At 37.5% G+C, this 23,622-nt stretch carries 21 protein-coding genes; 9 read left to right on the top strand and 12 right to left on the bottom strand.

Annotated features, from left to right (window positions below; genetic code table 11):
- The 3 genes from gdhA to WC623_RS06120 form a co-directional block, all read right to left on the bottom strand.
- Positions 1 to 1,341, bottom strand: a complete 1,341-nt coding sequence (gene gdhA, locus WC623_RS06110; RefSeq protein WP_372849019.1) for an NADP-specific glutamate dehydrogenase — start codon at positions 1,339 to 1,341, stop codon at positions 1 to 3.
- Positions 1,342 to 1,457: 116 nt separating this feature from the next.
- Positions 1,458 to 2,954, bottom strand: coding sequence for a PAS domain S-box protein (locus tag WC623_RS06115; protein WP_372849021.1), 1,497 nt, complete (start codon positions 2,952 to 2,954; stop codon positions 1,458 to 1,460).
- A gap of 134 nt (positions 2,955 to 3,088) precedes the next feature.
- Complete coding sequence (locus tag WC623_RS06120) at positions 3,089 to 3,970, bottom strand: 1-aminocyclopropane-1-carboxylate deaminase/D-cysteine desulfhydrase (RefSeq protein WP_372849023.1); 882 nt, start codon at positions 3,968 to 3,970, stop codon at positions 3,089 to 3,091.
- A gap of 306 nt (positions 3,971 to 4,276) precedes the next feature.
- On the opposite strand from WC623_RS06120, the gene WC623_RS06125 reads away from it, so the two are divergent.
- Entirely contained in the window at positions 4,277 to 5,308 is a 1,032-nt protein-coding gene (locus tag WC623_RS06125) for an RluA family pseudouridine synthase (protein WP_372849025.1), read from the top strand.
- Positions 5,309 to 5,326: 18 nt separating this feature from the next.
- A complete protein-coding gene (locus tag WC623_RS06130; RefSeq protein ID WP_372849027.1) occupies positions 5,327 to 6,166 on the top strand; it encodes an aminotransferase class IV in 840 nt (279 codons plus the stop codon).
- 64 nt (positions 6,167 to 6,230) lie between these two features.
- Here the strand turns inward: WC623_RS06130 and fmt are convergent, their stop codons facing one another.
- From fmt to WC623_RS06145, 3 genes are all read right to left on the bottom strand, one after another.
- A complete protein-coding gene (fmt, locus tag WC623_RS06135) occupies positions 6,231 to 7,139 on the bottom strand; it encodes a methionyl-tRNA formyltransferase (RefSeq protein ID WP_372849029.1) in 909 nt (302 codons plus the stop codon).
- A 119-nt stretch (positions 7,140 to 7,258) separates the two neighbouring features.
- Positions 7,259 to 7,474, bottom strand: a complete 216-nt coding sequence (locus WC623_RS06140) for a hypothetical protein (RefSeq protein WP_372849031.1) — start codon at positions 7,472 to 7,474, stop codon at positions 7,259 to 7,261.
- A gap of 52 nt (positions 7,475 to 7,526) precedes the next feature.
- Positions 7,527 to 8,801, bottom strand: coding sequence for an exo-beta-N-acetylmuramidase NamZ domain-containing protein (locus tag WC623_RS06145; protein WP_372849033.1), 1,275 nt, complete (start codon positions 8,799 to 8,801; stop codon positions 7,527 to 7,529).
- A gap of 120 nt (positions 8,802 to 8,921) precedes the next feature.
- Between WC623_RS06145 and WC623_RS06150 the strand changes: the two genes are divergently transcribed.
- Positions 8,922 to 10,142 carry an ABC transporter permease gene (locus tag WC623_RS06150; protein WP_372849035.1) on the top strand — a complete coding sequence of 407 codons (1,221 nt, stop codon included), beginning with the start codon at positions 8,922 to 8,924 and terminating at the stop codon, positions 10,140 to 10,142.
- 64 nt (positions 10,143 to 10,206) lie between these two features.
- On the opposite strand, the gene WC623_RS06155 is transcribed toward WC623_RS06150, so the two are convergent.
- Entirely contained in the window at positions 10,207 to 10,632 is a 426-nt protein-coding gene (locus WC623_RS06155) for a VOC family protein (protein ID WP_372849037.1), read from the bottom strand.
- A gap of 212 nt (positions 10,633 to 10,844) precedes the next feature.
- Here WC623_RS06155 and WC623_RS06160 point away from each other — a divergent pair, with 212 nt between their 5' ends.
- Positions 10,845 to 12,134 (top strand): DEAD/DEAH box helicase, encoded by a 1,290-nt coding sequence (locus tag WC623_RS06160; RefSeq protein WP_372849039.1) that lies wholly within the window; start codon positions 10,845 to 10,847, stop codon positions 12,132 to 12,134.
- A 100-nt stretch (positions 12,135 to 12,234) separates the two neighbouring features.
- Here WC623_RS06160 and mazG read toward each other — a convergent pair whose 3' ends face one another.
- The 4 genes from mazG to mnmD all read right to left on the bottom strand — a co-directional run bounded on the left by mazG (position 12,235) and on the right by mnmD (position 16,064).
- Positions 12,235 to 13,041: a nucleoside triphosphate pyrophosphohydrolase gene (mazG, locus tag WC623_RS06165; RefSeq protein ID WP_372849041.1), complete on the bottom strand. Its 807-nt coding sequence runs from the start codon at positions 13,039 to 13,041 to the stop codon at positions 12,235 to 12,237.
- Positions 13,042 to 13,084: 43 nt separating this feature from the next.
- A complete protein-coding gene (locus WC623_RS06170; protein WP_372849043.1) occupies positions 13,085 to 14,197 on the bottom strand; it encodes an AI-2E family transporter in 1,113 nt (370 codons plus the stop codon).
- A 95-nt stretch (positions 14,198 to 14,292) separates the two neighbouring features.
- Complete coding sequence (locus WC623_RS06175; protein ID WP_372849045.1) at positions 14,293 to 15,246, bottom strand: aldo/keto reductase; 954 nt, start codon at positions 15,244 to 15,246, stop codon at positions 14,293 to 14,295.
- A 149-nt stretch (positions 15,247 to 15,395) separates the two neighbouring features.
- Complete coding sequence (mnmD, locus tag WC623_RS06180) at positions 15,396 to 16,064, bottom strand: tRNA (5-methylaminomethyl-2-thiouridine)(34)-methyltransferase MnmD (RefSeq protein WP_372849047.1); 669 nt, start codon at positions 16,062 to 16,064, stop codon at positions 15,396 to 15,398.
- Positions 16,065 to 16,119: 55 nt separating this feature from the next.
- Here mnmD and WC623_RS06185 point away from each other — a divergent pair, with 55 nt between their 5' ends.
- Positions 16,120 to 16,455: an MmcQ/YjbR family DNA-binding protein gene (locus tag WC623_RS06185; RefSeq protein WP_372849049.1), complete on the top strand. Its 336-nt coding sequence runs from the start codon at positions 16,120 to 16,122 to the stop codon at positions 16,453 to 16,455.
- 186 nt (positions 16,456 to 16,641) lie between these two features.
- Here the strand turns inward: WC623_RS06185 and WC623_RS06190 are convergent, their stop codons facing one another.
- Positions 16,642 to 17,514, bottom strand: coding sequence for a DMT family transporter (locus WC623_RS06190; RefSeq protein WP_372849051.1), 873 nt, complete (start codon positions 17,512 to 17,514; stop codon positions 16,642 to 16,644).
- 77 nt (positions 17,515 to 17,591) lie between these two features.
- Here WC623_RS06190 and WC623_RS06195 point away from each other — a divergent pair, with 77 nt between their 5' ends.
- The 4 genes from WC623_RS06195 (at position 17,592) to WC623_RS06210 (ending at position 23,429) form a co-directional block, all read left to right on the top strand.
- Positions 17,592 to 19,754 carry a DPP IV N-terminal domain-containing protein gene (locus tag WC623_RS06195; protein WP_372849053.1) on the top strand — a complete coding sequence of 721 codons (2,163 nt, stop codon included), beginning with the start codon at positions 17,592 to 17,594 and terminating at the stop codon, positions 19,752 to 19,754.
- Between the two features lie 437 nt (positions 19,755 to 20,191).
- Complete coding sequence (locus tag WC623_RS06200) at positions 20,192 to 20,452, top strand: DUF2683 family protein (protein ID WP_372849055.1); 261 nt, start codon at positions 20,192 to 20,194, stop codon at positions 20,450 to 20,452.
- A complete protein-coding gene (locus WC623_RS06205) occupies positions 20,443 to 20,709 on the top strand; it encodes a Txe/YoeB family addiction module toxin (RefSeq protein WP_372849057.1) in 267 nt (88 codons plus the stop codon). The genes WC623_RS06200 and WC623_RS06205 overlap by 10 nt, the downstream gene beginning before the upstream one ends.
- 56 nt (positions 20,710 to 20,765) lie before the next feature.
- Positions 20,766 to 23,429 (top strand): valine--tRNA ligase, encoded by a 2,664-nt coding sequence (locus WC623_RS06210; protein WP_372849059.1) that lies wholly within the window; start codon positions 20,766 to 20,768, stop codon positions 23,427 to 23,429.
- The last annotated feature ends 193 nt before the right edge of the window (positions 23,430 to 23,622 follow it).

Genomic DNA, 23,622 nt, shown 5'->3' on the forward strand with positions numbered 1-23,622 from the left:
CTAAACTACACCTTGGGCAATCATTGCATCAGCAACTTTCACGAAGCCTGCAATGTTAGCACCTTTTCCATAATTGATATAACCATCTTTTTCTTTACCGTATTTTACACAAGCAAGGTGAATCTGTTCTATAATCAGTTTTAACTTGTCATCTATTTTCTCACGTTTCCAAGAATAACGGAGTGAATTTTGTGACATTTCCAATCCTGATACAGCAACACCGCCTGCGTTAGCAGCTTTACCTGGAGCATATAATATTTTAGCTTTTTCAAACACATGTATAGCAGCAGGAGTAGAAGGCATATTTGCACCCTCTGCCACACAAAAACAACCATTCTGCGTTAGTAACAAGGCATCTGCCTCATCAAGCTCATTTTGAGTAGCATTAGGAAATGCAATGTCGCATTTTACACCCCAAGGTTTCTGTCCTGGGAAGAATTCGCAGTTATAGCGATCAGCATATTCTTTTATTCTACCTCTGCGGTTATTTTTAAGATCCATAATAAAGGCCAGTTTGGCTTTATCAATTCCTGCCGGGTCATATACGTAGCCTTCAGAATCTGATATTGTTAAAACCTTTGCACCTACAGATATACATTTTTCAACTGTATACTGAGCTACGTTTCCTGATCCAGAAATGATTACATTTTTACCTTTCAGTGAGTCGCCACGAAGCTTAAGCATTTCTTCTACAAAATAAACTACTCCATAGCCTGTAGCTTCAGGTCTGATTAAACTACCACCCCACTCAGGCCCTTTACCTGTTAACACACCGGTAAATTCGCCTCTAATGCGTTTATATTGGCCAAACAAGTAACCGATTTCTCGCGCACCCACACCAATATCACCTGCTGGAACATCAATGTCTGCACCAACATATTTGTACAACTCAGTCATGAAACTTTGGCAAAATTTCATCACTTCAGCATCTGATTTTCCTTTAGGATCAAAGTCGGAGCCACCTTTTCCACCACCCATTGGTAAACCTGTCAAACTATTTTTGAAAACCTGTTCAAAGGCAAGGAACTTCAAAACACTTAGATTTACAGAAGGGTGAAAGCGTAAACCACCTTTGTATGGGCCAATAGCACTATTCATTTGTACCCTGAATCCACGGTTTACTTCAACTTCTCCTTTATCATTTAACCATGGTACTCTGAATATGATTACGCGCTCCGGCTCAGCAATACGCTCTAATATTTTATGGATTTTGTATTTCTGATTTTCTTCACTAAAAGGAATAATTGATTCTGCAACTTCAAATACTGCTTGCAAAAATTCTGGTTCATGCGCATCACGGAATTCAAGTTTTTTCATGAACTCATCAATCAAATTATTCATTGTTTTTTAGTTTTTAGGTTTTTTTATTATCTGTCCGCTAAAAATAGCTTTTTTTTAAAATATAGATGAATAAAAAACAATTTTTATAATGAAAACTTGAAAATAGTGTGAAATTCTTATTCTCTAATCTTGAAATGAATTGTAAATGTTGTGCCTACATTCACCTCACTTTCAAGGGTAACTTTACCTCCCATAGCTTCAATTTGGTTTTTAGTGATAAATAAGCCTATTCCTCTTGCATCAGTATTTGCATGAAAGGTTTTATACATGCCAAATATTTTATCCTGATTTAATGCCAGATCAATACCCATACCATTGTCTTGTATACTTAAGGTAACTTTATTACCCTCTGTTTCGGCTCTGAGGACTATGATCAGGTTTCTGTCTGGGGATCTATATTTAATTGCATTGGTTAAAAAGTTGAGCAGAATACTATCCAGGTAAGCAGGGACAGCATCAATAACTACATCTTCTTTTACTTCATTTCTACAGATCCCATCAGCAGCTTTTAATAAAGCCTCAACATTACCAATAGCGCAATTGATAGCTCCTTTAAGGTTAATACGACTCAGGTTCTCAATTGTTGTGTTTACTGCTACTACTTCATTTAGATGTCCTACCGTTTCCTGAAGATTGGATGTTGCATGACGGAACATTTTAAAAAGTTGTTGTCTGGACTCTTCATCAGTATCTGTTTCAATAAAGTTTAAAAGCATAGAAAGATTGCCGGAGTGTGAACGGAGATTGTGTGATACAATATGTGCAAAGTTGAGTAGACGCCGGTTCTGGTCATTGGTAACCTCCATCATAGATTGTATTTCCTGTTCAGTAGCCTTTACTTTACTAATGTCAGTAAGCTGGGAAATAAAATGTAAAGGTTCGCCAATACTGTTTTTTACAATTGATACAGTTAGAATAACCCAAACAATATGCCCCTCTTTATGGAAGTACCTTTTTTCCATTTGATAAGAGTCTCTTTTTCTTTCTAAAATTTCATTTAAAAGATTAAGGTCTTTATCCAGGTCTTCCGGATGTGTAATGTCTTGAAAAGTAAGTCTTAATAATTCTGATGGCCGATAACCAAGTATATCGAAGAGGCTACGATTAACACGTAACCACTTACCCTCTAAGCTGACAATGGCCATACCTATTGCCGCATGTTGAAAAGCCAGTCTAAATCTTTCTTCACTTAATTTTAGCTTTTCATTTAAATTCTCTTTGGTCAAACCATTTGAATGCCCATTTAGTAGTTGTAAACTTTCTCTGGATTGATGACACTGTTCAATCACAATGAGTAAAGCATACGGTAATCCTTCTGAATCTTTTTGGAGCATCCCATTACAAATGGTTTGTAAAATCGATCCATTGTGATGTTTGTAATCAATTTGGTACTGAGAAGAAGAATTAAAATCTTTCTCTTGTAAATCGTTAACCATGAAGTCTAACTGGTCTTTAAAGACGAAGTCTTCAGTGACTAATACTTGCTGTCTGGAGTCATAGCCTAAAGCCTTTCTCCATTCAGGGTTAATCCATGTTTCCTTATTTCCCAAATGGCAATAACATAGTCCTTTGGGCGATGTTTCGAGAATGAAATCAAAAAGATCCTCATTCATTTTTATCAGTTGATAAAAATCATTTTTTAGCGAGTCCATAAAATTGTACAATCTCTTGCACTGCTAATAGGGGAAGCAATGAGTTATACTCAAGATACGGAATAATCAGAACTAAATGATATATTTTTTATTTCTTAGCGAAATTTATCTTTCATTCCCATTAGTCCCAACAGACCTCCGGTATGTAGTGCCACAATTTTATCATCGGGTTTAAAATAGTTCATTGAAAGCAGATGATCTAGCGCATAAAACATCTTACCTGTATAAACCGGGTCAATCAGTATACCTTCAGTTGCTGTAAATTTTTTAATAAAGGAAATTAATCCGGGAGTAGTTTTGGCATAACCGCCAAAATGGTATCCTGTATGTAGTGTAAGCTGATCAGTATTACCAATGTATCTGTGTATTTCGTCAGCTATAAAATCACCACCTTTTAAAACAGGGATGACGTGGAGCTGGGTTTTTAACTTTCGTTGTTGTATGCCAATAAGTAGTCCGGCTGCTGTGGTACCAGTACCAGCAGCACAAAATATATGGTCTATGTCGCCTGGAAGTTCTGCTATAATCTCAGCACACCCTTTAATAGCTTCAAGGCCTGCTCCGCCCTCATCGACAAATAATGCTGATGGATTGTTGCCAAATTGATTATCGAATAAAGCAGCTTTATTTTTGTAGCTTAATCTATCTGTAAAAATAAGCTGCATACCAAAAAGACTACACAACATGAGCATTTCATTGTTCGCACATTCGCTCTCAGTTCCCCTTACAAATGCAGTACTCTTTAAACCTTTTCTGGAGCAAGCCGCTGCGGTTGCCACCAAGTGATTAGAGTAAGCACCTCCAAAGGTTACCAAATGTGTTTTTTGTTGTATTGTAGCTTCCTCTAGAATATATTTTAGCTTACGCCATTTATTCCCTGATATATAGGGATCAATTAAATCATCTCTTTTTACCAGGACTTGATGATAGGGGGAGCTTTTTAACCTTTGTAGTGGACTATCAATATCTGTAAACATTAATACAAATATAGTTGGCTTTAACTATCAATTATTGTTTAAAATAAATCTTTTTTAGTAGGTAAGGGAAGAAGTTAAGTATGATTTTAACATTCTGAGTAAAATTTTTCATATGTGTGTTTTTTTTGTTTTTCATTAATAATGAAATCATTAGCCTTTCTTTTTCTGCCTAGGCGGATCAAGTTGGAACAATTTCACGGTTGATTAATCAGTAGTAGGCGGCCAAACATATCAAAAAGCAGACCAATTCTTTGTAGATATGTAATTGTTAAAGATTAGTTTTGCAATATGGAAGTGGCAAAAAGTATGGAAAACATTAATTCGGTGGTAGAGCTAGAAGATCAGGATTTATATGAGCATTTTAATATTGTTGTAGATAAGGGACAGTCCTTACTGCGTGTAGATAAATTTTTGATGCACCGTCTTGAAAATGCGTCACGCAACCGTATACAAAATGCGATAGATGCGGGGAATGTATTGGTGAATCAGAAAACCATTAAGTCGAGCTACAAAGTAAAACCACTTGATGAGATCTCAATTGTATTTCCACACCCTCCAAGAGATACGGAAGTTTATCCGGAAGATATTCCTTTGGAAATTGTGTATGAAGATGAAGACTTGCTGGTTGTGAATAAGGCTGCTGGTATGGTGGTTCACCCAGGATTTAATAATTATACCGGAACATTGGTAAATGCATTAGCTTTTCATTTTGAGTCATTGCCTCAATTACCAGGTAATGACGGTCGTCCGGGATTGGTGCATCGTATTGATAAAGATACATCAGGTCTTTTACTGATCAGTAAGAATGAAATCACGATGACCAAACTTGCTAAGCAATTTTTTGATCATACGATTACACGGAAATATGTTGCACTTGCATGGGGTGATATAGAGCAGGACGGTACTGTAACCGGCTACATTGGACGCAGTGCAAAGAACCGTATTGTTATGGATGTTTATGATGATGAAGAAAAAGGTAAGTGGTCTGTAACACATTATAAGGTGTTAGAGCGTTTAGGTTATGTAACCTTAATTACTTGCCAGCTTGAAACTGGCCGTACACATCAAATCAGAGCGCATATGCAACACATAGGACACCCGTTATTTAATGATGCCAATTATGGTGGAGACAAAATTTTAAAAGGAACAACCTTTACTAAATACAAGCAATTTGTTCAAAATTGTTTCGAGTTATTGCCTCGCCAGGCCTTGCATGCACAGACTTTAGGATTTATTCATCCAAGGACTAAAGAGTATATGGAATTTGAGGCACCTTTGCCTAAGGATTTCGATTCGGCCTTAAATAAATGGAGAAACTATATCGTCCAATCATCCTAACGTTTTGGTAAGAAATAAATGCAGCACGAATATATTTTACATAATGATGAATTTGTCATTATAAATCACCCGATTCTTACGGCAGCTAACCGTGGATTTAGATATGGCGACGGGCTCTTTGAGACGATGCGCATGTGTAACGGCAAGTTAAAATTTGCCGAGCTACATGCGGATAGGTTGAGAGCCGGAATGAAAGCTTTAAAAATAGATGGCAGTATATTGCTTGATGATTATTTTTTAAAGCAGAAGACCGCTGAGCTTTGTAAGAAGAACAAATTAAAAGATAATGTCCGTTTCAGGCTTTCGGTTTACCGGGCTGGAGATGGCTTATATACTCCAAATAGTAATAAGTTTGGATATGTCCTGGAAGCCTCGGCCCTTCATGAAGACAATTACGAACTGAATAAAAAGGGTTTAATTATCGATGTGTTCGATGAGTTGACCAAACCAGTAAACAGCTTGTCGAACTGTAAAACAAGTAACTCGCTATTGTATGTAATGGCCGGTTTATATAAAAAACAACATCGCCTTGATGATGCTTTTATTCTAAACCAGCATGGATTTCTATGTGAGAGTATCAGCTCAAACATTTTTGTAGTTTATGACAAGCAGATTTACACTCCAGCTTTATCCGAAGGATGTGTTGCCGGTGTAATGCGAAATGTAGTAATGGGAATGGCCAGGGCACATGATATTGCTGTTATTGAGGCACAGATTAACCCAGAGATATTAAAAGCCGCAGAAGAAGTATTTATTACCAATGCAATCAGTGGTATCAGGTGGGTAATGGGCTATGGAAGGAAACGTTACTTTAACGAGGTCACCAAACTGTTAAGCGCCAAGCTGAATACGCTTTAAATTAAAATAGCCCTGTTTTATCAGTTTTTATGATACAACAGGGCTATTTATTAAATGATATATTTTACAAACGCATACCTCTGAGAAATTCATCAATCTGCATACGTTTTTTGCCTTCATATTGTAGATCGGTAAGCCTAATAAACCCGTCTTTGGCGGCGAATTTTAAATAGGTTTTACCATCTGATAAAAAAGTACCTGGAGCCAGGCCGGTTTCTTTTTCTTCCAGTTCAGCCTTAAAAACTTTCAGCGTTTTATCATTCAGTTTGGTAAATGCAGTAGGATATGGACTTAAGCCTCGAATAAGGTTGTAGACGGTTTGAACTGGCTGATTCCAATTTATTAAACAATGCTCCTTGAATATTTTAGGGGCATGTTTCAGTTCATCACTTTGTGGTTGAGGCTGTTCAGTATAATTACCCTCAGCAATTGCTTGTACAGTATTTACCAGCAAACCAGCTCCAACATTCATTAGCTTATCATGCAGGTCGCCAGCAGAATCTTCAGAAGTGATGGTTACTTTTTCTGAAAATATAACATCGCCGGTATCTATTTCATGTTTTAAAAAGAAGGTAGTAACACCACTTTCAGTTTCACCGTTAATAATTGCATGGTTGATTGGAGCAGCTCCACGATATTGTGGTAATAAGGAAGCATGTAGGTTTATTGTTCCTTTAGGAGGCATATTCCAAACGATTTCTGGTAGCATCCTAAAAGCTACAACTACTTGTAAATCGGCATGTAAAGATTTTAATTCTGCAATAAACTCCGGGTCTTTAAGTTTTATCGGTTGTAATACTTTTAAGCCTTTAGCTATGGCATATTGTTTTACAGCACTTTCCTGAAGTTTTTGTCCGCGCCCTGCAGGTTTATCAGCAGCAGTTACCACACCAACTACATCAAATCCAGCTTCTACAAGTGCATTTAAAGAAGCTACAGCAAAATCGGGGGTGCCCATAAAAACTAATCTCATTATCCTTTATTTTAGATCGCAAAATAACTAAAAATTTAGTGTTTATTTAATTCACGTAGGGTTATTAAGTATTCGAATTATAAGCAAAAAGCCTAAACGGAATGGTTCAGGCTTTTTGTTTATTCTTTAGGCGCTTTTTTTATTGGATGAACAGGTTGCTCACTTTCTTCCCTTTTCTTAGCTGGATTTTTAAAACTCGCATTTTCGCGGTTATAATCCTTGTCTTCTGTTTTTTTTACAGCTTTATCTCCGGCAGGAACTTTATCCTTTGGGATTTCTTCCCTGTAATTGCTGCTAGGATTTTCGCTTTTCTTTTTAGGTTCACTGTTCATCATCTTTATCCTTAGTTTACAATGTATGCCCTATAGCGGATCAGCATATAGACACTTAGGGATATAACAAATATTTTTTGCGCATTGTTTTATATTTACTCAACCCTGGCTCCCAGCTAGCTCTAATTTCCTTTTCAGAAACACCTGCAATGATCTGTTTCCTGAAATCTCCAACACCAATTAGTTTTTCAATTGTTCCCATCTGCTTGCTCAGACTTGAATTAAAGAAATCGGCTTTATTTGGAGAGTTTTTATAAAGTTCAATGATCCATGCCAGGTTAATCTGTTTAGTTTTCCTGAAGATATTGGTGTCGTAATTTCTAAGGTCTATACCATAACAAACCTGGTTCATAAATAAAGGACTCTCCGACATACCTTTCAAACTAACAGGGGTGAAAGAAAAACTGTATTTACCCTTCAATGCCGGTGCACCTACAATTGTGAAAGGGAATTGAGTACCACGACCATAGTTTAAATATGTTCCTTCAAATAAGCAGGTGGTAGGATACAACAATATCGATTGTGGAGTATTCAGGTTTGGCGATGGGTTTACAGGTAACTCATAAGGTGTGTCATGAGTATAGTTCGCGACTTTAATAATCTTGATTTTACACTTTAACTTATTGTCAAGCCAGTTTTCTCCATTTAACATTTGTGCATACTCGCCTACTGTTAAGCCATGTACTGCTGGTATTGGTTTTAAACCAATGCCCGATTTATATTTGGGATCTAATACTGGCCCGTCAATATAAAAACCATTAGGATTTGGCCTATCCAGAATCAGTACTTCTTTTTTATTGGCAGCGCAAGCTTCCATTACATGTTGTAAGGTGTTGATATAAGTGTAGAAACGAACACCAACATCCTGGATGTCAAATACCATTATATCAACATCCGCCAAATGCACTTTGGATGGTATAGAGTTTTTGCCATAAAGGGAAATTACTTTGATTCCTGTTTTGGTATCTACTTCATCGTCAACATGTGTCCCATTACTCGCATTGCCTCTAAAGCCATGTTCGGGACCAAATATTTTAACAATGTTGACACCCAATTTTAGTAAGCTGTCGATCGTAGTTTCTTTACCGATAATGGAAGTTTGGTTCACTACCATTCCGACACGCTTTCCTTTCAGGTAGGGAACATATAGATCGACCTGTTCTGCTCCAGTGAGTAGTTTACCTTTAACAGGTTTGTCGAAATCTTCTGCCTTAACTTTATAGGGATTAGGTACAGCCGAATTAAAAGCTACAGTTGTCGACGGGCCACAAGCCTGAAGCAGGATAGCTAGTACAACAGTATTAAGAATTTTAGTTATAGATTGTGACATAAGAACCTTTTTGCTTTAATATATTAAATATACTCATGCTAAAGGTAGGAAAAACATAAAAGTTTTGTTTACTCTTTTTAAAATGAGCATTTTTGCTGAGATACACTTTACTAAAAAAGGTTGAATACAGAATATTTCATAGCGAGGCGTATAGCCATAAAATCCGAACGTACTTTTTCAAAGCTGATTGTTAGAATAGCAATAGCAGGAGTGATGCTCAGCCTTTCGGTTATGATGCTTTCTGTAGCTATTATTAAAGGTTTTAAAACCGAGATACAGGAAAAGGTAAGAGGTTACATTGGTGATGTAAGGATATTTAAGTATGGACTGAACAACTCTTTTGAACTAACGCCTTTTGTCGCTGGAAAGGAAACACTGGAAAAACTTAAGAATAATCCTGATGTCGAGTTTTTTCAACCTTATGCTACTAAACCGGCTATCATTTCTGCCAATAATGAGGTAGAAGGTATTAATTTTAAGGGTATTGATAAGACCTTTAACTGGGATTATATCCGTAAGCACCTGGTCAGTGGCACTGTAATGGACTTTGCAGATAGTGCTAAGGCTACCCGTCAAATTCTGATTTCTCAGTTCACAGCGAACAGGTTGAAATTAAAAGTAGGTGATGATTTTATCATGTATTTCGTTCAAAATCCCCCGCGTAAACGCCCCTTTAAGATTGTCGGTATCTATGATATAGGTGTTGAAGAAATAGACAAAGGCTTTGTTATTGGTGATTTGAATATAATCAGACGATTAAATAACTGGAAACCTGATGAGGTAGGAGGGATTGAGATTAGGATTAAAGATTTTGCTAATTTAAAACCAGCATCAGAAGGTATTTATGAAAGTTTGGGATTGGATTTAAAGTCGGAATCAGTTGCCGATTATTTCCCTGCTATTTTTACCTGGCTATCACTGCTAGATGTTAATACAAAGGTATTGCTTGTGTTGATGATGATTGTAGGCGTGATTAATATGATTACTGCATTGCTGATCATGATTCTTGAGCGTACAAACATGATTGGTATACTGAAAGCTTTTGGAATGTCGGATTATAGTGTCATGAAAATATTCCTCTATAATGCGGCCTACCTTGTAGGATTTGGTTTGCTATTAGGCAATATATTGGGCCTCGGACTGGGTTTTTTACAGCAGTATACTCATGTTTTTAAGTTAGACCAGGCTTCTTATTATTTATCTTATGTACCAATAGAAATACATTTTATAGATGTGCTGATTCTGAATCTGGCTACAATGGTTATTTGTGTATTGGTTTTAATTCTCCCATCAATGCTGGTGAGTAGAATAAGTCCTTTAAAAGCGATCAGGTTCAAGTAAGTTAAAACCCCAGGTATATATTTAATAACGAAAAGAGGCTGACAATATCAGCCTCCATTCTGTTTTATTTCTGACCTGCGTTAAAGCTCATCATCCATTGGGTACCGAATTTGTCGGCCGTTATACCAAAATAGTCGCCCCAAAACATATCCGCCATAGGCATTTCTACTTTACCTCCTGCAGATAGATTAGTGAATATACGATCGGCCTCTTCCCGGCTTTCTGCGCCTATTGATAAGTAAAAGTTGTTTCCCGCTATTAATTTCTGACCCATTGATTCTAGCGTATCTGTAGCCATCAGCAGCGTTCCATTCGGAAGCTGTAAAGAAATATGACAAATTTTATCTTTTTCATTTTCCGGAGTTTTATCATCCGGTATGTCTCTGAAACGCATAATCATGGTGATTTCTCCACCAAATACTTCTTTATAGAAGTTAAACGCTGCTTCGCTGGTTCCTGCAAAGTTTAAATAAGGATTAATGTTTATCATCGTTTTGATTGTTAAAAGGTTAATACTAATTGTTTATTCAAATTTAACAGGTGTAACTCAGTTTCTCGGGGTGTGAGTACGGCAATATCAGGGGTGGCATGCGACATAATTATTCATCAATTACCAATATTTCCATCTTTTACATATAGAAAGCTATAGTACATGGTAAAATCAGTAAATTTGCAGCTTCATTAATAAATAAAAAAGATACTGTGTCGTTAGATAAATTAAAACTAAGTAAGTCGCTGGTAGCGGCAATGACTGATGCCGGATACATCTCTGCAAAGGAAATTCAGGCAAGAACTATGTCCCGCATTATAGGTGGACAAGATATCATTGCCATTGGGCCAGAAGGCTGCGGTAAGACTACTACTTATGTATTAGGGGTTTTAATGAAGCTAAAATACAGCTCAGATGAGGCTCCTAAAGTTTTGATTCTGGTGCCTGATGGTGAACGTGTTGAAGCTGTAATAGCTGAGTTTATGCTGTTGAGCAAGAACAGAAACCTTCGTATTAAAGGTTTGTATGGTACAGGTGGTATGGATGAAGATATTAATGACCTGCTGGACGGGATTGATATTGTGGTTGCAACACCTACAAGAGCACGTGCCGTTTATCTGAAGCTGGGATTAAACTTAAACAAGCTGCAAACTTTAATTGTTGACGATGCAGAAGTGATTGTAAAACAAGGTATGCAGCTGCCAGTGGCCGAATTGGCCAGGAGTGCAGGGAAAGTGCAACATCTAATCTTTACAACTGTAATGCACGATAAACTGAATTTATTAATTGATCAGTTTATGGAGTTTCCTGTTACTATTGAAGTTGAGGACCTCGGTGAAACACAAGCTGAAACGCATGATCTTCTACTATATCAGGTGCCTAATTTTAAAACAAAGATTAACCTGCTGAATTATCTGTTAAGAGATGATGAAGTATTTGATAAGGTAGTGGTATTTGTAAATAGTCGTTTAACAGCCCAAAAATTATCTAAGAATTTACATTCTGCGAAACCAGGTGCAATAGCGGTATTAAATCCTTTGTTTTTTGATGAAGAGGGTTTTGATCATATTGATGATTTTAAATATACACCTGAAGCTCGCGTGCTGATTATAGCAAATGAAGGTTTCTCTGGACTGGATCTTTCCGGGATTAACTTCATGTTCCATTTTGAGGTTCCGGAGGAGAAAGAAACATTCTTGAGCAGGGTTGTGAAAGATGATTCAGAAGAAGTGGTTGCTATTACTTTTGCAACAGACCTGGAACTTGCTGAAGTAAGGAAGATTGAACAATCTATGGGTAAAAAGATTGAAGTAATGGATTTACCTGAAGATCTTGTCATTGATAAAAGTGTTAAAACGGCCTCAGTTAAAGTTAAAAAAGAAGTAGTTGAAAACCCTAAAGGAGGTGGTGCTTTTCATGATAAAAAAGAAAGCAATGCTAAGACACATAATTATGGGATAGGGCAGAAAGCTAAAATGAATATGAAGAAAAAGCATAGTTAACAGCCTATCCACCATGCTTGACAAAAAAAATCACCTTCTTTGAGGAGACCTAAGGCGCTTTTGCTTTTTCAGCAAAAGGTGCCAGCTCCGAAAAGAATGGTTATTTTTTCTTTGCTTCATTCCAATAAACATCCATTTCCGCCAGCGTCATATCCTGTAAAGCCTTACCGTTCTCTTTAGCTTTTTCTTCCAGATACTGAAAACGCTTTATAAATTTTTTATTCGTTTTTTCAAGTGCATTCTCCGGATTAATATTGATGAACCTTGCATAATTGATTAGTGAAAACAACAGGTCCCCAAACTCAGCTTCAGCCTTTTCCACATCAATCGCTTCATTATCCACTACATTAAATTCATCTTTAAACTCCTGCATTTCCTCTTCCACTTTCTCCCAAACCTGCGATTTATCTTCCCAATCAAAGCCAACACCACGTGCCTTTTCCTGTATACGACTAGCTTTAACTAGTGAAGGAAGACCAGCAGGTACACCGGCTAAGACAGATTTATTACCCTCTTTTAGCTTCAGCTTTTCCCAGTTACGCTTTACATCATGTTCATCTTGTACCTCTACATCACCATAAATATGTGGGTGGCGACTAATGAGTTTATCACATACGCTATTTAACACATCTACAATAGTAAAATCGTTGGTTTCTGAGGCGATTCTGGCATAAAATACCAGGTGCATCATAACATCTCCAAGTTCCTTTTTAACCTCTTCCAGATCCCCTTCTAAAATAGCATCCGAAAGTTCGTAAGTTTCTTCAATGGTAAGATGTCTTAAAGTTTCCATAGTCTGTTTTTTATCCCATGGACATTCTGTACGTAGGGTATCCAAAACAGTTAACAAACGAAGAAAAGCAGAAGATGGTTCTGAAGCAGTAACAGGAGGTATATTATTAGGCATTGTGTATTTTGTTTTATGACGTTAAAGGTAACAATCATTGAAGTTATTCCTGCTCTTCGAGTTTTATTTTCTTTGTGATACGATATACCTTTCGTTTTTTTGCAGGCTTCACTTCACCACCAAGTAATATGCCCCAGGGTTTCAACTGGTCAACCTTGTCGAAGATAATCTTAAGTACAGCCAGGTAAGGAATGCACAAGAACATACCTGAAATACCCCAGATCATTTCGCCAACTACGATACCGATAAAGGCAAATAAGGCATTGATTTTAACTTTTGAACCTACCACTAGTGGCATTAAAACGTTACCATCAAGAGCGTGGATACTTACAAATGCAATCACTACCAATAAGACCTTTGCTGCACCAGCTGTGGCAAAAGTGATCAATACACTGATCAGCAAAGCCGTAAAAATGCCGAGATAAGGAACGATATTAAAAATGCCTGAAATCAGTCCCAGCAATACTGCATATTTAACATTCAATATCCATAATGTAAACATCATCAGTACCGTAACGATAAACATTTGTAAAAATAGCCCGGTGATATATTTTTTGATAATGTATTGCACCTGACGCACGATCTCACCTACTTTTTGTTTGTGTTTCTCTTCGAATACAGAGGTGAGAAAGTTGAAAAGTACGCCTCTGTAATTGAGAATGAAAAAGGTAAATAATAATAAGAAAGATAGGAACAGCAAGGTTGAAGATAATGTAAGCAGGGTGGCACCAAGAACTGTTGCACTTGTAGCTATTGCGCTGCTTGCACTTTCTTTAAGGTAGTCTATTTGCTTTTGTGTGTTGACATTAAAGGTCCTTGATACCCAGTGCTGAATGTCATGAAAGGAAGTCTCGGCCTGATGCCTTAACAATGGCCAGTCCTGCCAAAGATCCGTAAGCTGATTGGCTAAGAAGAACAGAATTGAAGATATGACAACAATCATCAATACCACAGAAATAATAGAGGCTATACTTCTTTTAAAACGCCATTTCTTCTCCATGAAATTTGCCATAGGTAACAAAAGAAGGGCAAGTAAAAAGGAAGTAAGCAATGGTGCCAGGATAGTTTGTCCTTGAATAGCCAGGTAACCAAGACTGATAATGGAAAATAAAACCATTGCCAGCTTGGTGTAAAATGGTAAGGAGATGTCTTTCATTTGTTGAGGGGCTTTAAGATGTAAATTAACAAAAAACAAATGCCCTGCCAAATATTTGACAAGGCATTCCAGAATCCAAAAATTCCTAATTATTTTTATTCCCAGGCACTGGCATCATCAAGTATGGCAATGTCTTCTGTGTTTAGGCGTAGGTTTGCTGCTTTTATCAGATCCTCAAGTTGTGTAAGAGTCGTTACACTGGCAATAGGAGCGGTAACCGATGGTCTTGCAATAAGCCAGGCTAGGGCTATGCTCGCGGGATTCGCATTGTATTGCTCAGAAACCTGATCAAGTGCATTTAAAATTTTAATGCCGCGATCGTTAAGGTACTTTTTAATCCCCTCGCCACGCTGACTTTTATTAAGGTCAGCCTCTGACCTATATTTTCCACTTAAAAATCCACTGGCTAAGGCATAGTAGTTAATTACACCAAGCTGATTGTCAACGATGACCTTTTCTAACTCTTTCTCATATCTTTCACGTTCGTATAGGTTGTATTCTGGTTGAAAAGTTTGATATAAGGGCAGGCCCAATCTTTTTGCTGTTTCCAGGGATTCAGTTAAGCGTGCAGCAGAGAAATTAGAAGCGCCTATCCAACGTACTTTTCCAGACTTTATGAGTTGATCGTAAACTTTAAGGGTATCTTCAATTGGTGTTTCAGGATCATCGTAGTGCGACTGATAAAGATCTATATAATCAGTTTTTAATCGCTTTAAAGAGGCATCTACAGATTTAAGGATATAGTCCTTTGCAAGACTTTTTTTAGGGGCTCCCGGTATAGAGCCAACTTTGGTAGCAATGATAATCTGCTGCCTGTTTTTGCGCTGCTCCATCCAGTTTCCGATAATGGTTTCTGATTCTCCACCTTTATTTCCAGGTGCCCAGTGTGAGTAAGAGTCTGCTGTGTCTATAAAATTGAACCCTGCATTCGTAAAGCCATCTAGTATTTCAAATGATTGCTTCTCGTCAATTGTCCAGCCAAATACATTTCCGCCAAAAGTGATGGGATAAACGAATAAGTCTGAGTTACCTAATTTTCTTTTCTCCATTGTTCCTTTCTGTTTTATAATTTTCATGCTCCAAATGTTCCTGATGCAATTGTTGCTGAGATCTTCTCGACTTGCGAGATGGAGTATGCTATATGTTTAACAAAAATAGCTGAATGGAGTTTGCTTATAGTCCTTGATTTGTAATTTCCTTAACCTTTTGTCGCTCTTAACATTTCTCTTTTTCCTGGTGCTCCCGGTAATTTTTCTATGCTAAAACCAATGCTTTTTAGGGCGCGTTTTAATTTTCCTGTAATGGCATAGGTTACGAAAATACCACCTGGTTTGAGGAACCGGCAAACATGAGCAATGATTTCATCTGTCCACATTTCTGGCTGATGTTGAACTGAAAAAGCATCATAGTAAATCAGATCAAACTGCTGACTTGTTTCGTAACGGTGTAGATAACTATGTACAATTCTCAAATGTTGCCTCGGTATAATTTGCACAGTTTGTTGGAGTGCTTTTCCATAGTTGTTAATCAACCCATCCCAAATGTCCTTCGGGACGTAATTGTTGTATCCTGTTGATTCTAATTCTTCAACCTGTAAAGGAAATGCCTCCAATGAGGTGTAGTTTAACTCAATCTTATTTTCCTGTCCGTAGGCTGCACTGTGTAAAAAGTTTAACCCTGTTCCAAAACCTACTTCCAGAATGTTGATTTGCTGATCAGGGAAGGAGTTAATGGCATGTTTTAATCCTGCATCTATGAATACATGGATGCTTTCCTGCACAGCACCATGTTTGGAATGGTAATGTTCGCCAATGGTTTCATTGTATAAAGTATTGGAGCCGTCTGCAGTTAAAGTGATCTTATTCATTCCTGCAAACTTAGAGAAAATAGTTTTTAACTTTAGGCCTTATTAATCGATCGTTATGGATATTGAATCTTTAAGAGACTACTGCCTGAGTTTAAATGGAACTACGGAAGGAATGAAATGGGATCATCTCTGTTTTATGATTGAAGAGAAGATTTTTGTACTGGTATCTCTGGATGACGGACATCTTTGCATGAAGTGTGACCAGGAAGATTTTGATGCTTTAACAGCCAAGCCGGGGATTAAGCAGGCGCCTCATTTCGCGAGGCGACAATGGGTAGTCCTTGAAGGTTTAGATGCCTTATCTTCTGCTGAACTACAAAGTCGGATTGCTGAATCAAGAAAACTGGTTTTAAGTAAGCTGCCTAAAAAAGTTCAGGCTAAATACGAATAGTATTACTACTTATTGAACCAGTAATAAATTTTGGTTAATCCAAGTCTTCTGAGGATGGTACCAGTAAAGGAAAATACATTTATTGTCTTCATCTCTTCTCTTTTTATATCTATTTAACATATTTTAACACAAAATATTGTGTTTGAGCTAAAATTTATGTTATAGATATGTACTTGGAGAGAGAATTTAAACACCTAGTTTTTTGCGCTGACCAATGTATAAGCCTGTTACCACCAACAGTGTTCCGGCTATAGTATAGAGTGTTATTGGCTCATCTAAAAGCCACCAGGCATAAAAAAATCCAAACAGTGGACAAAGGAATAGCCATAATGAGGCTTTTACTGTATCTATCTTTAATAGATAAAACCAGCAAATCAAACCTACAACAGAGACAGCCAGACTGAGCCATAATACGGAGTAAATTAGTCGGTTATCAAATTGTATAGTACTAAAATCACTCATTGCAATGGTAAAAGGTAGTAAAAAGATTCCCCCAAGTGCTACCTGCCAGCCATTGATCAGCAGGTTGGGTAAGGTCCATTTTACTCTTGCATAATACACACTGGCAAAAGAAACGGCAATCATACTAATCATTAATACCGTTACCCCTAAAATGCTGGTATTGCTACTTTTAAGTAGTGGGTAGGTAGCCAGACCTATACCTGCCATACCAATGATAATACTGAAGATCTCTGCCTTTGCGGGTTTACGGCCCATTAACCAAGAGGAGAGTAGAACAATGATCAAGGGGTTGGTTGAGGTAGCCAGACTGCCAATTCCTGCTGCGGTATATTTCATCGCATATACATACAAACCTAAATATACCGTAGTATTAAGGAATCCAAAAATAGAAAGTTGTTTCCATTCAGAGTAAGTGGGCAATCTGTATTGCTTATCTCTGCTAATGAGGTAACAAAAACCTAATAAAACAAAACCTGCGATAAAGAAACGGAGATTTCCAAGTACTAATGGTGGAGCGGATAATATACCAAACTTCGTGGCAACCGAAGCGGAAGCCCATAACATGGCAAAGAGTAGTCCGGTAAGTATCGTTTTCATTACGACAAAGGTACGGTATGAAGTAATGTTTTTTGCGCCATTTTATATAAGTTTGTCGAAACTAATTTTTTATACGAATGAAGAAACTGATTCTGCTGTCGTACCTGGTAGCAATTGCTTTTTGTGGTTATGCGCAAAATAAACAATTGACCATGCAGGATGCGATGAGCAATGCACGTACAACACTTGCACCAGAGAACTTATCTCAAATTCAATTTATCTACGGAACAGAGGATTATATTTATGCAAAACGTGTTGGTAATAGTCCGGTATGGTTTAGTGGTAACGCGAAATCTGCTGCTGATAAACCCTTCCTGACATTAACACAACTCAATCAAAAATTAACTGCTGCTCAAAAGGATACTTTAAAAATGATGCCTATGATTCAGTTTAATCGTGGGCCAGAGTGGATTGTGTATGTTAATGGTAGCAAGGTAGCTCTTGATCCGGTTAAAAACACAGCAACTGTATTGGTGGATAAATCATTGATGGGAAAATCTATCGTGGAAGAAAGTAAGGCTGGCTATGTTGCTTACCTGGATGACTTTAACTTATTTGTAGCCAAAGGTGGGGATCAGAAACAAGTAACTACAGATGGTTCAGCAGATATTGTTTACGCTTCTACTGTTCACAGAGAAGAGTTCGGTATTACTAAAGGAACATTTTGGAGTAATAATGGTAAGACGCTTGCTTTTTACAGAATGGACCAAAGTATGGTTACTGATTATCCTATCATAGACTGGACAAGCAGACCTGCAAAAAATGTAAATATTAAATATCCCATGGCTGGTGATAAAAGTCATCATGTAACAGTGGGTGTTTATAATGCCGAAACTAAAACTGTTGTTTATTTAAAAACAGGTGAGCCTGTGGAGCAATTCTTGACGAATATTGCCTGGAGTCCTGATGATAAATATGTTTATATAGCGGTATTGAACCGTGGACAAAACCACATGAAGCTGAATCAATATGATGCGGTAACTGGTAATCTTGTAAAGACAGTATTTGAAGAGAAAGATGAAAAATATGTGGAACCTCAGGTTCCTGTATTGTTTCTTAAGAATGACCCCTCTAAATTTATCTGGCAAAGTAGCAGAGATGGCTGGAACCACTTGTACTTGTATGATTTAAAAGGTAAAGTGCTGAAGCAGCTGACAAAAGGTCCCTGGGAAGTATTGGAAGTAAAAGGCTTTGATGCTAAAGGTGATCAGTTGTTTTATGTGTCGACAGCCGAATCTCCGATTACTAGAAATTTATATGTGTTGAATGTGAAGTCAGGTATGTCACGCAGAATTACCCAAGGTTTTGCAGTGCACAATACTCAGGTAAGTAGTTCTGGAAATACAGTAATTGATAATTATAGTACACCTGATGAACCAAGAGTAATCCAATTGGTAGAGACTGCTAATGCTAAAGCAAAGGTATTGTTAAAGGCTGCAAATCCTTTAGCAAGCTATGCTACTCAGAATTCTTCAATATTTACCATCAAGAGTAAATCTGGTGATGACTTGTACATGAACTTGTATAAGCCTGTAAATTATGATACAAATAAAAAGTACCCGGTAGTGGTTTACTGGTATGGTGGCCCTCATGCGCAACTGATTACTAATGGTTGGAATGCAGGTGCTGGAGATTACTGGTCTAGATACATGGCACAAAACGGGTATGTTGTATTAACAGTTGATGTTAGAGGTAGCGATAACAGGGGTAAGGCTTTTGAGCAGTCTATGTTCCGTCGTGCTGGTGAAGTACAAATGGAAGATATGATGAATGCTGTAGATTACCTGAAAAGTCAGCCTTACGTTGATGCTGATAATATGGGGTTATTTGGATGGAGCTTTGGTGGTTTTGCGACTACGGATTTCATGCTTACGCATCCCGGAGTATTTAAAGCTGCAGTAGCGGGTGGGCCTGTAATTAACTGGGCTTTTTATGAGATCATGTATACTGAACGTTATATGGATACCCCTCAGGAAAACCCTGAAGGATATGCTGCGACTTATTTGAGTAATAGAGTTGATCAGCTGAAAGGTAAATTGTTGTTGATTCATGGCCAGCAGGATCCGGTTGTTGTACAACAGCATTCAGTTGATTTTGTGAAACATGCAGTTGACAAAGGAGTACAGGTTGATTATATGATATATCCTGGTCATGAGCACAATGTTATGGGTAAGGATAGGATACATTTGTATCAGAAAGTAACGGATTATTTTGACCTCTATTTAAAAGGGAAAAAATAACCATTCTCTTCAATCGCTGGAATCTTTTTCCTGAAGAAGGAAAAATTTTCCTATGCGCTTTCAGAGAAGGTAATTTTTTGTTCACAAGGAGCAGAGAAAGAGGGAAGTGCTTGCACTTCCCTCTTTCTCTTTTCAAAAAAAATTCAGTGCTGTGAGCTGACATGCAAAGATTTTGCTCTTCCGCAAAAGGTTTGAGGAAGCGAATGTCCTTCTTTCTCTTTAAAAAAAAACAGTGCTGTGAGCTGACATGCAAAGATTTTGCGCTTCCGCAAAAGGTTTGAGGAAGCGAATGTCCTTCTTTCTCTTTTCAAAAAAAAATTCAGTGCTGTGAGCTGACATGCAAAGATTTTGCTCTTCCGCAAAAGATTTGAGGAAGCGAACAGCATCTGTATTTTTTTCCTTTTCTTTTTATGGGCAATAAACTTTAAATTTGTAAGATGGGAACACTAATTGTACATCCGAAAAATAAAGAGCAGTTATCGGTGCTGAAAGCATTTATGAAGGCGCTTAAAATCTCGTTTGAGGAAAGTAAAAGTGATCTACCGACTTATAGTTCTGAAGTCGTCAGTGAAAATAGCCAGGTAAAAGAAGTTAAGGAACCTTATAATAAAAACTTTCTTAATAAAATAAATAAAAGTGAAGATGAGTTTAAGAGTGGGAAATTTACTGCAATTAAGACAAAGGATTTGTGGAAATAATTTATTCTCAACAAGCTCAATCTGATATTAAATTCTGGCTAAAATCTGGCAACAAGAAAATACAAGCAAAAATTACACAACTAATCAATGCAATACAAAAAGACCCCTTCAGTGGTATTGGTAAGCCGGAAGCTTTAAAATATGAATTGAATGGGAAATGGTCGAGGCGTATTGATGAGGAACATCGATTGATCTATGAAATGCCAGAAGATCAATCAATAATAAAGATACACTCTTTAAAAGGACATTACAGGTAACTATATCTGGTAAAAGTCTTAAATAGTTTTAAAATAAATCTGATACTTTCAAAATAATGAGCATTTCTACAAAATACGATCCGGCGGCGACGGAAGACAAATGGTATAGTTACTGGCTTTCAAAGAAGTTTTTTCACTCTGAACCAGATGAGCGGGAGCCTTACACAATTGTAATTCCTCCACCAAACGTCACCGGTGTGCTACACATGGGGCACATGCTGAATAACACGATTCAGGACGTATTGATTCGTAAGGCTCGTATGCAAGGTAAAAATGCATGCTGGGTACCTGGAACTGACCATGCTTCGATTGCCACTGAAGCAAAGGTGGTTGCAATGCTTAAGGAAAGAGGCATCAATAAAGCAGATATTACCAGGGAAGAGTTTTTAAAATATGCCTGGGAATGGAAAGAAAAATACGGAGGGATCATTCTTGATCAGTTGAAAAAGCTAGGTGCTAGTTGCGACTGGGATCGTACGCGTTTTACAATGGAAGATGATTTGTCTGACGCTGTTATAGATAGCTTTATCCACTTGTATAAAAAAGGTTGGATATATCGTGGTATCCGAATGGTAAATTGGGATCCGGCAGGTAAAACTGCTGTTTCTGATGAGGAAGTAATCCGCAAGGAAGTAAATCAGAAGTTATATTACATCAAGTATACGATTTCGGGATCGGATGATTTTATTACTATTGCTACCACACGTCCGGAAACCATTATGGCTGATGCAGCAATCTGTATAAATCCAAATGATGAACGTTATACACACTTAAAAGGTAAAAAGGTATTTATTCCATTGATTAATCGTGAAATCCCGGTAATTGAAGATGAATATGTAACGATGGACTTTGGTACTGGTTGTTTAAAAGTTACACCTGCACATGATTTGAACGATTATGAATTGGGTGTTAAACACAAACTGCCTGTTATAGATATTTTAAATGACGATGGTACGCTAAATGAGCTTGCTGTAGTTCTGATTGGTGAAGATCGTTTTATCGCCAGAAAGAAAATCGCTAAGTTGTTAGATGAGGCAGGTCATTTAGAGAAGGTTGAAGATTATAAATCACAGGTTGGTTTCTCTGAACGTACTGATGCTGCTATTGAGCCTAAATTGTCGTTACAGTGGTTCTGTAAAATGGATCAGATGGCAAAGCCGGCACTGGAAGATGTATTGAACGGTGATGTAAAGCTGATTCCTGAGAAGTTCGTAAACACATACCGTCACTGGATGGAGAATGTGCGTGACTGGAATATTAGTCGCCAATTATGGTGGGGACAACAGATTCCGGCATGGTATGACAATCAAGGGAATTGGGTTGTTGCTAAAACTAAAGAAGAAGCATTGGATGAGTTTTTAAAACTGAAAGATCCTGATGGGAACTTCACTGCTGATGAAGCCGCTGGTTGTAAAAGTCAGCTTGCTCCATTTGTAAAGCAGGATCCTGATGTGATGGATACCTGGTTCTCTTCATGGTTATGGCCTATCTCTGTATTTGATGGATTTAAAAATCCTGACAATCCTGATATCAATTATTATTATCCAACAAACGACCTGGTTACTGCCCCTGAAATCCTTTTCTTCTGGGTAGCCAGAATGATTATGGCAGGTCATGAATTCAGAGGACAAAAGCCATTTACTAATGTATATCTGACAGGTATTGTTAGGGATAAGTTAGGACGTAAGATGTCTAAATCTTTAGGTAATTCTCCTGATCCGATTGGCCTGATTGAAAAATATGGTGCCGACGGTGTTAGGGTAGGGATGCTATTGTGTTCTCCTGCAGGTAACGACCTGATGTTTGATGAGAGTTACTGTGAACAGGGACGTAATTTTGCCAATAAAATCTGGAATGCATTCCGACTTGTAAAAGGATGGGAAGTAGATGAAAACCTTGAAAATCCAAATCAGCAAGCCATATTATGGTTCGAGAACCGTTTTAATGAAGCTTTAGCTGAAATAGAAGATAACTTTAAACAATACCGCTTGTCGGAAGCTTTAATGACGACCTACAAATTGGTTTGGGATGATTTCTGTGCCTGGTACCTGGAAATGGTTAAACCAGCTTATCAACAACCTGTAGATGCAGAAACTTTAAAAGCTACTGCCGGTTTCTTCGAGAAAATATTAACCTTATTACATCCATTTATGCCTTTCATTACTGAAGAATTATGGCATGATGAATTGTTCGGTGAAAAAGGAGAGATGGATTGTTGTATCGTTGCAAGCTATCCTGTTGTTGGATCTGCTGACACTGCTTTGCTTAAGGAAGTAGAAGTGATTAAAACATTGGTTGCTGAATTAAGGAATGTAAGAAATACAAAACAGATTTCTCCGAAAGAAGCATTGCCTCTAGCTATTAAAGTAAACTCTGGATTAGATTATGAAAAATGGTTAAATATCGTTTTCAAACTAGCTAACATAAGTCAGGTTGAATTGGTAAATGACAAAATTCCAGGAGCTGTAAGTTTCATGGTAGGGAATGATGAGTTCTTTATTCACTTAAATGAAGCTATTGATGCTGATGCAGAAAGAGAACGCTTAAATGCTGAATTGCTTTACCTACAAGGCTTTTTAAAGTCAGTAAATGCCAAGCTTAGCAATGAACGTTTTGTGCAAAATGCAAAGCCTGAAATCATCCAGAATGAAAGAAATAAACAGGCAGATGCCGAAGGTAAAATCAAAATAATTGAAGAAAGTTTAGCTGCTTTAGCTTAAGGGAAAAAATTACCGTTCTCCTCAATCGCTGGAATCTTTTTCCTGAAGAAGGAAAAAGTTCCTATGCGCTTTCAGAGAAGTAGATTTTTTCTAAAGCATGATGCTAATTATTTTTCATGTCGGCTATGCATCATGCTTGACACAAAAATTACCTTCTCTGAGGCGGCCTGAGGCACTTTTTCCCTTCAGAAAA

Source organism: Pedobacter sp., from assembly GCF_041645105.1.
In the GTDB taxonomy this organism is placed as follows: Bacteria; Bacteroidota; Bacteroidia; order Sphingobacteriales; family Sphingobacteriaceae; genus Pedobacter.

What these genes read in the sequence shown, in the direction of transcription:
- WC623_RS06130 (WP_372849027.1), top strand. Translation starts at nt 5,327, where the DNA reads ATGCAGCACGAATATATTTTACATAATGATGAATTTGTCATTATAAAT.
- WC623_RS06195 (WP_372849053.1), top strand. Translation starts at nt 17,592, where the DNA reads ATGAAGAAACTGATTCTGCTGTCGTACCTGGTAGCAATTGCTTTTTGT.
- WC623_RS06155 (WP_372849037.1), bottom strand. Translation starts at nt 10,632, where the DNA reads ATGATAAACATTAATCCTTATTTAAACTTTGCAGGAACCAGCGAAGCA.
- WC623_RS06170 (WP_372849043.1), bottom strand. Translation starts at nt 14,197, where the DNA reads ATGAAAGACATCTCCTTACCATTTTACACCAAGCTGGCAATGGTTTTA.
- WC623_RS06125 (WP_372849025.1), top strand. Translation starts at nt 4,277, where the DNA reads ATGGAAAACATTAATTCGGTGGTAGAGCTAGAAGATCAGGATTTATAT.
- WC623_RS06115 (WP_372849021.1), bottom strand. Translation starts at nt 2,954, where the DNA reads ATGAATGAGGATCTTTTTGATTTCATTCTCGAAACATCGCCCAAAGGA.
- WC623_RS06140 (WP_372849031.1), bottom strand. Translation starts at nt 7,474, where the DNA reads ATGATGAACAGTGAACCTAAAAAGAAAAGCGAAAATCCTAGCAGCAAT.
- gdhA (WP_372849019.1), bottom strand. Translation starts at nt 1,341, where the DNA reads ATGAATAATTTGATTGATGAGTTCATGAAAAAACTTGAATTCCGTGAT.
- WC623_RS06120 (WP_372849023.1), bottom strand. Translation starts at nt 3,970, where the DNA reads ATGTTTACAGATATTGATAGTCCACTACAAAGGTTAAAAAGCTCCCCC.
- WC623_RS06175 (WP_372849045.1), bottom strand. Translation starts at nt 15,246, where the DNA reads ATGGAGAAAAGAAAATTAGGTAACTCAGACTTATTCGTTTATCCCATC.
- WC623_RS06200 (WP_372849055.1), top strand. Translation starts at nt 20,192, where the DNA reads ATGGGAACACTAATTGTACATCCGAAAAATAAAGAGCAGTTATCGGTG.
- fmt (WP_372849029.1), bottom strand. Translation starts at nt 7,139, where the DNA reads ATGAGATTAGTTTTTATGGGCACCCCCGATTTTGCTGTAGCTTCTTTA.
- WC623_RS06210 (WP_372849059.1), top strand. Translation starts at nt 20,766, where the DNA reads ATGAGCATTTCTACAAAATACGATCCGGCGGCGACGGAAGACAAATGG.
- WC623_RS06145 (WP_372849033.1), bottom strand. Translation starts at nt 8,801, where the DNA reads ATGTCACAATCTATAACTAAAATTCTTAATACTGTTGTACTAGCTATC.
- WC623_RS06190 (WP_372849051.1), bottom strand. Translation starts at nt 17,514, where the DNA reads ATGAAAACGATACTTACCGGACTACTCTTTGCCATGTTATGGGCTTCC.
- mnmD (WP_372849047.1), bottom strand. Translation starts at nt 16,064, where the DNA reads ATGAATAAGATCACTTTAACTGCAGACGGCTCCAATACTTTATACAAT.
- WC623_RS06185 (WP_372849049.1), top strand. Translation starts at nt 16,120, where the DNA reads ATGGATATTGAATCTTTAAGAGACTACTGCCTGAGTTTAAATGGAACT.
- mazG (WP_372849041.1), bottom strand. Translation starts at nt 13,041, where the DNA reads ATGCCTAATAATATACCTCCTGTTACTGCTTCAGAACCATCTTCTGCT.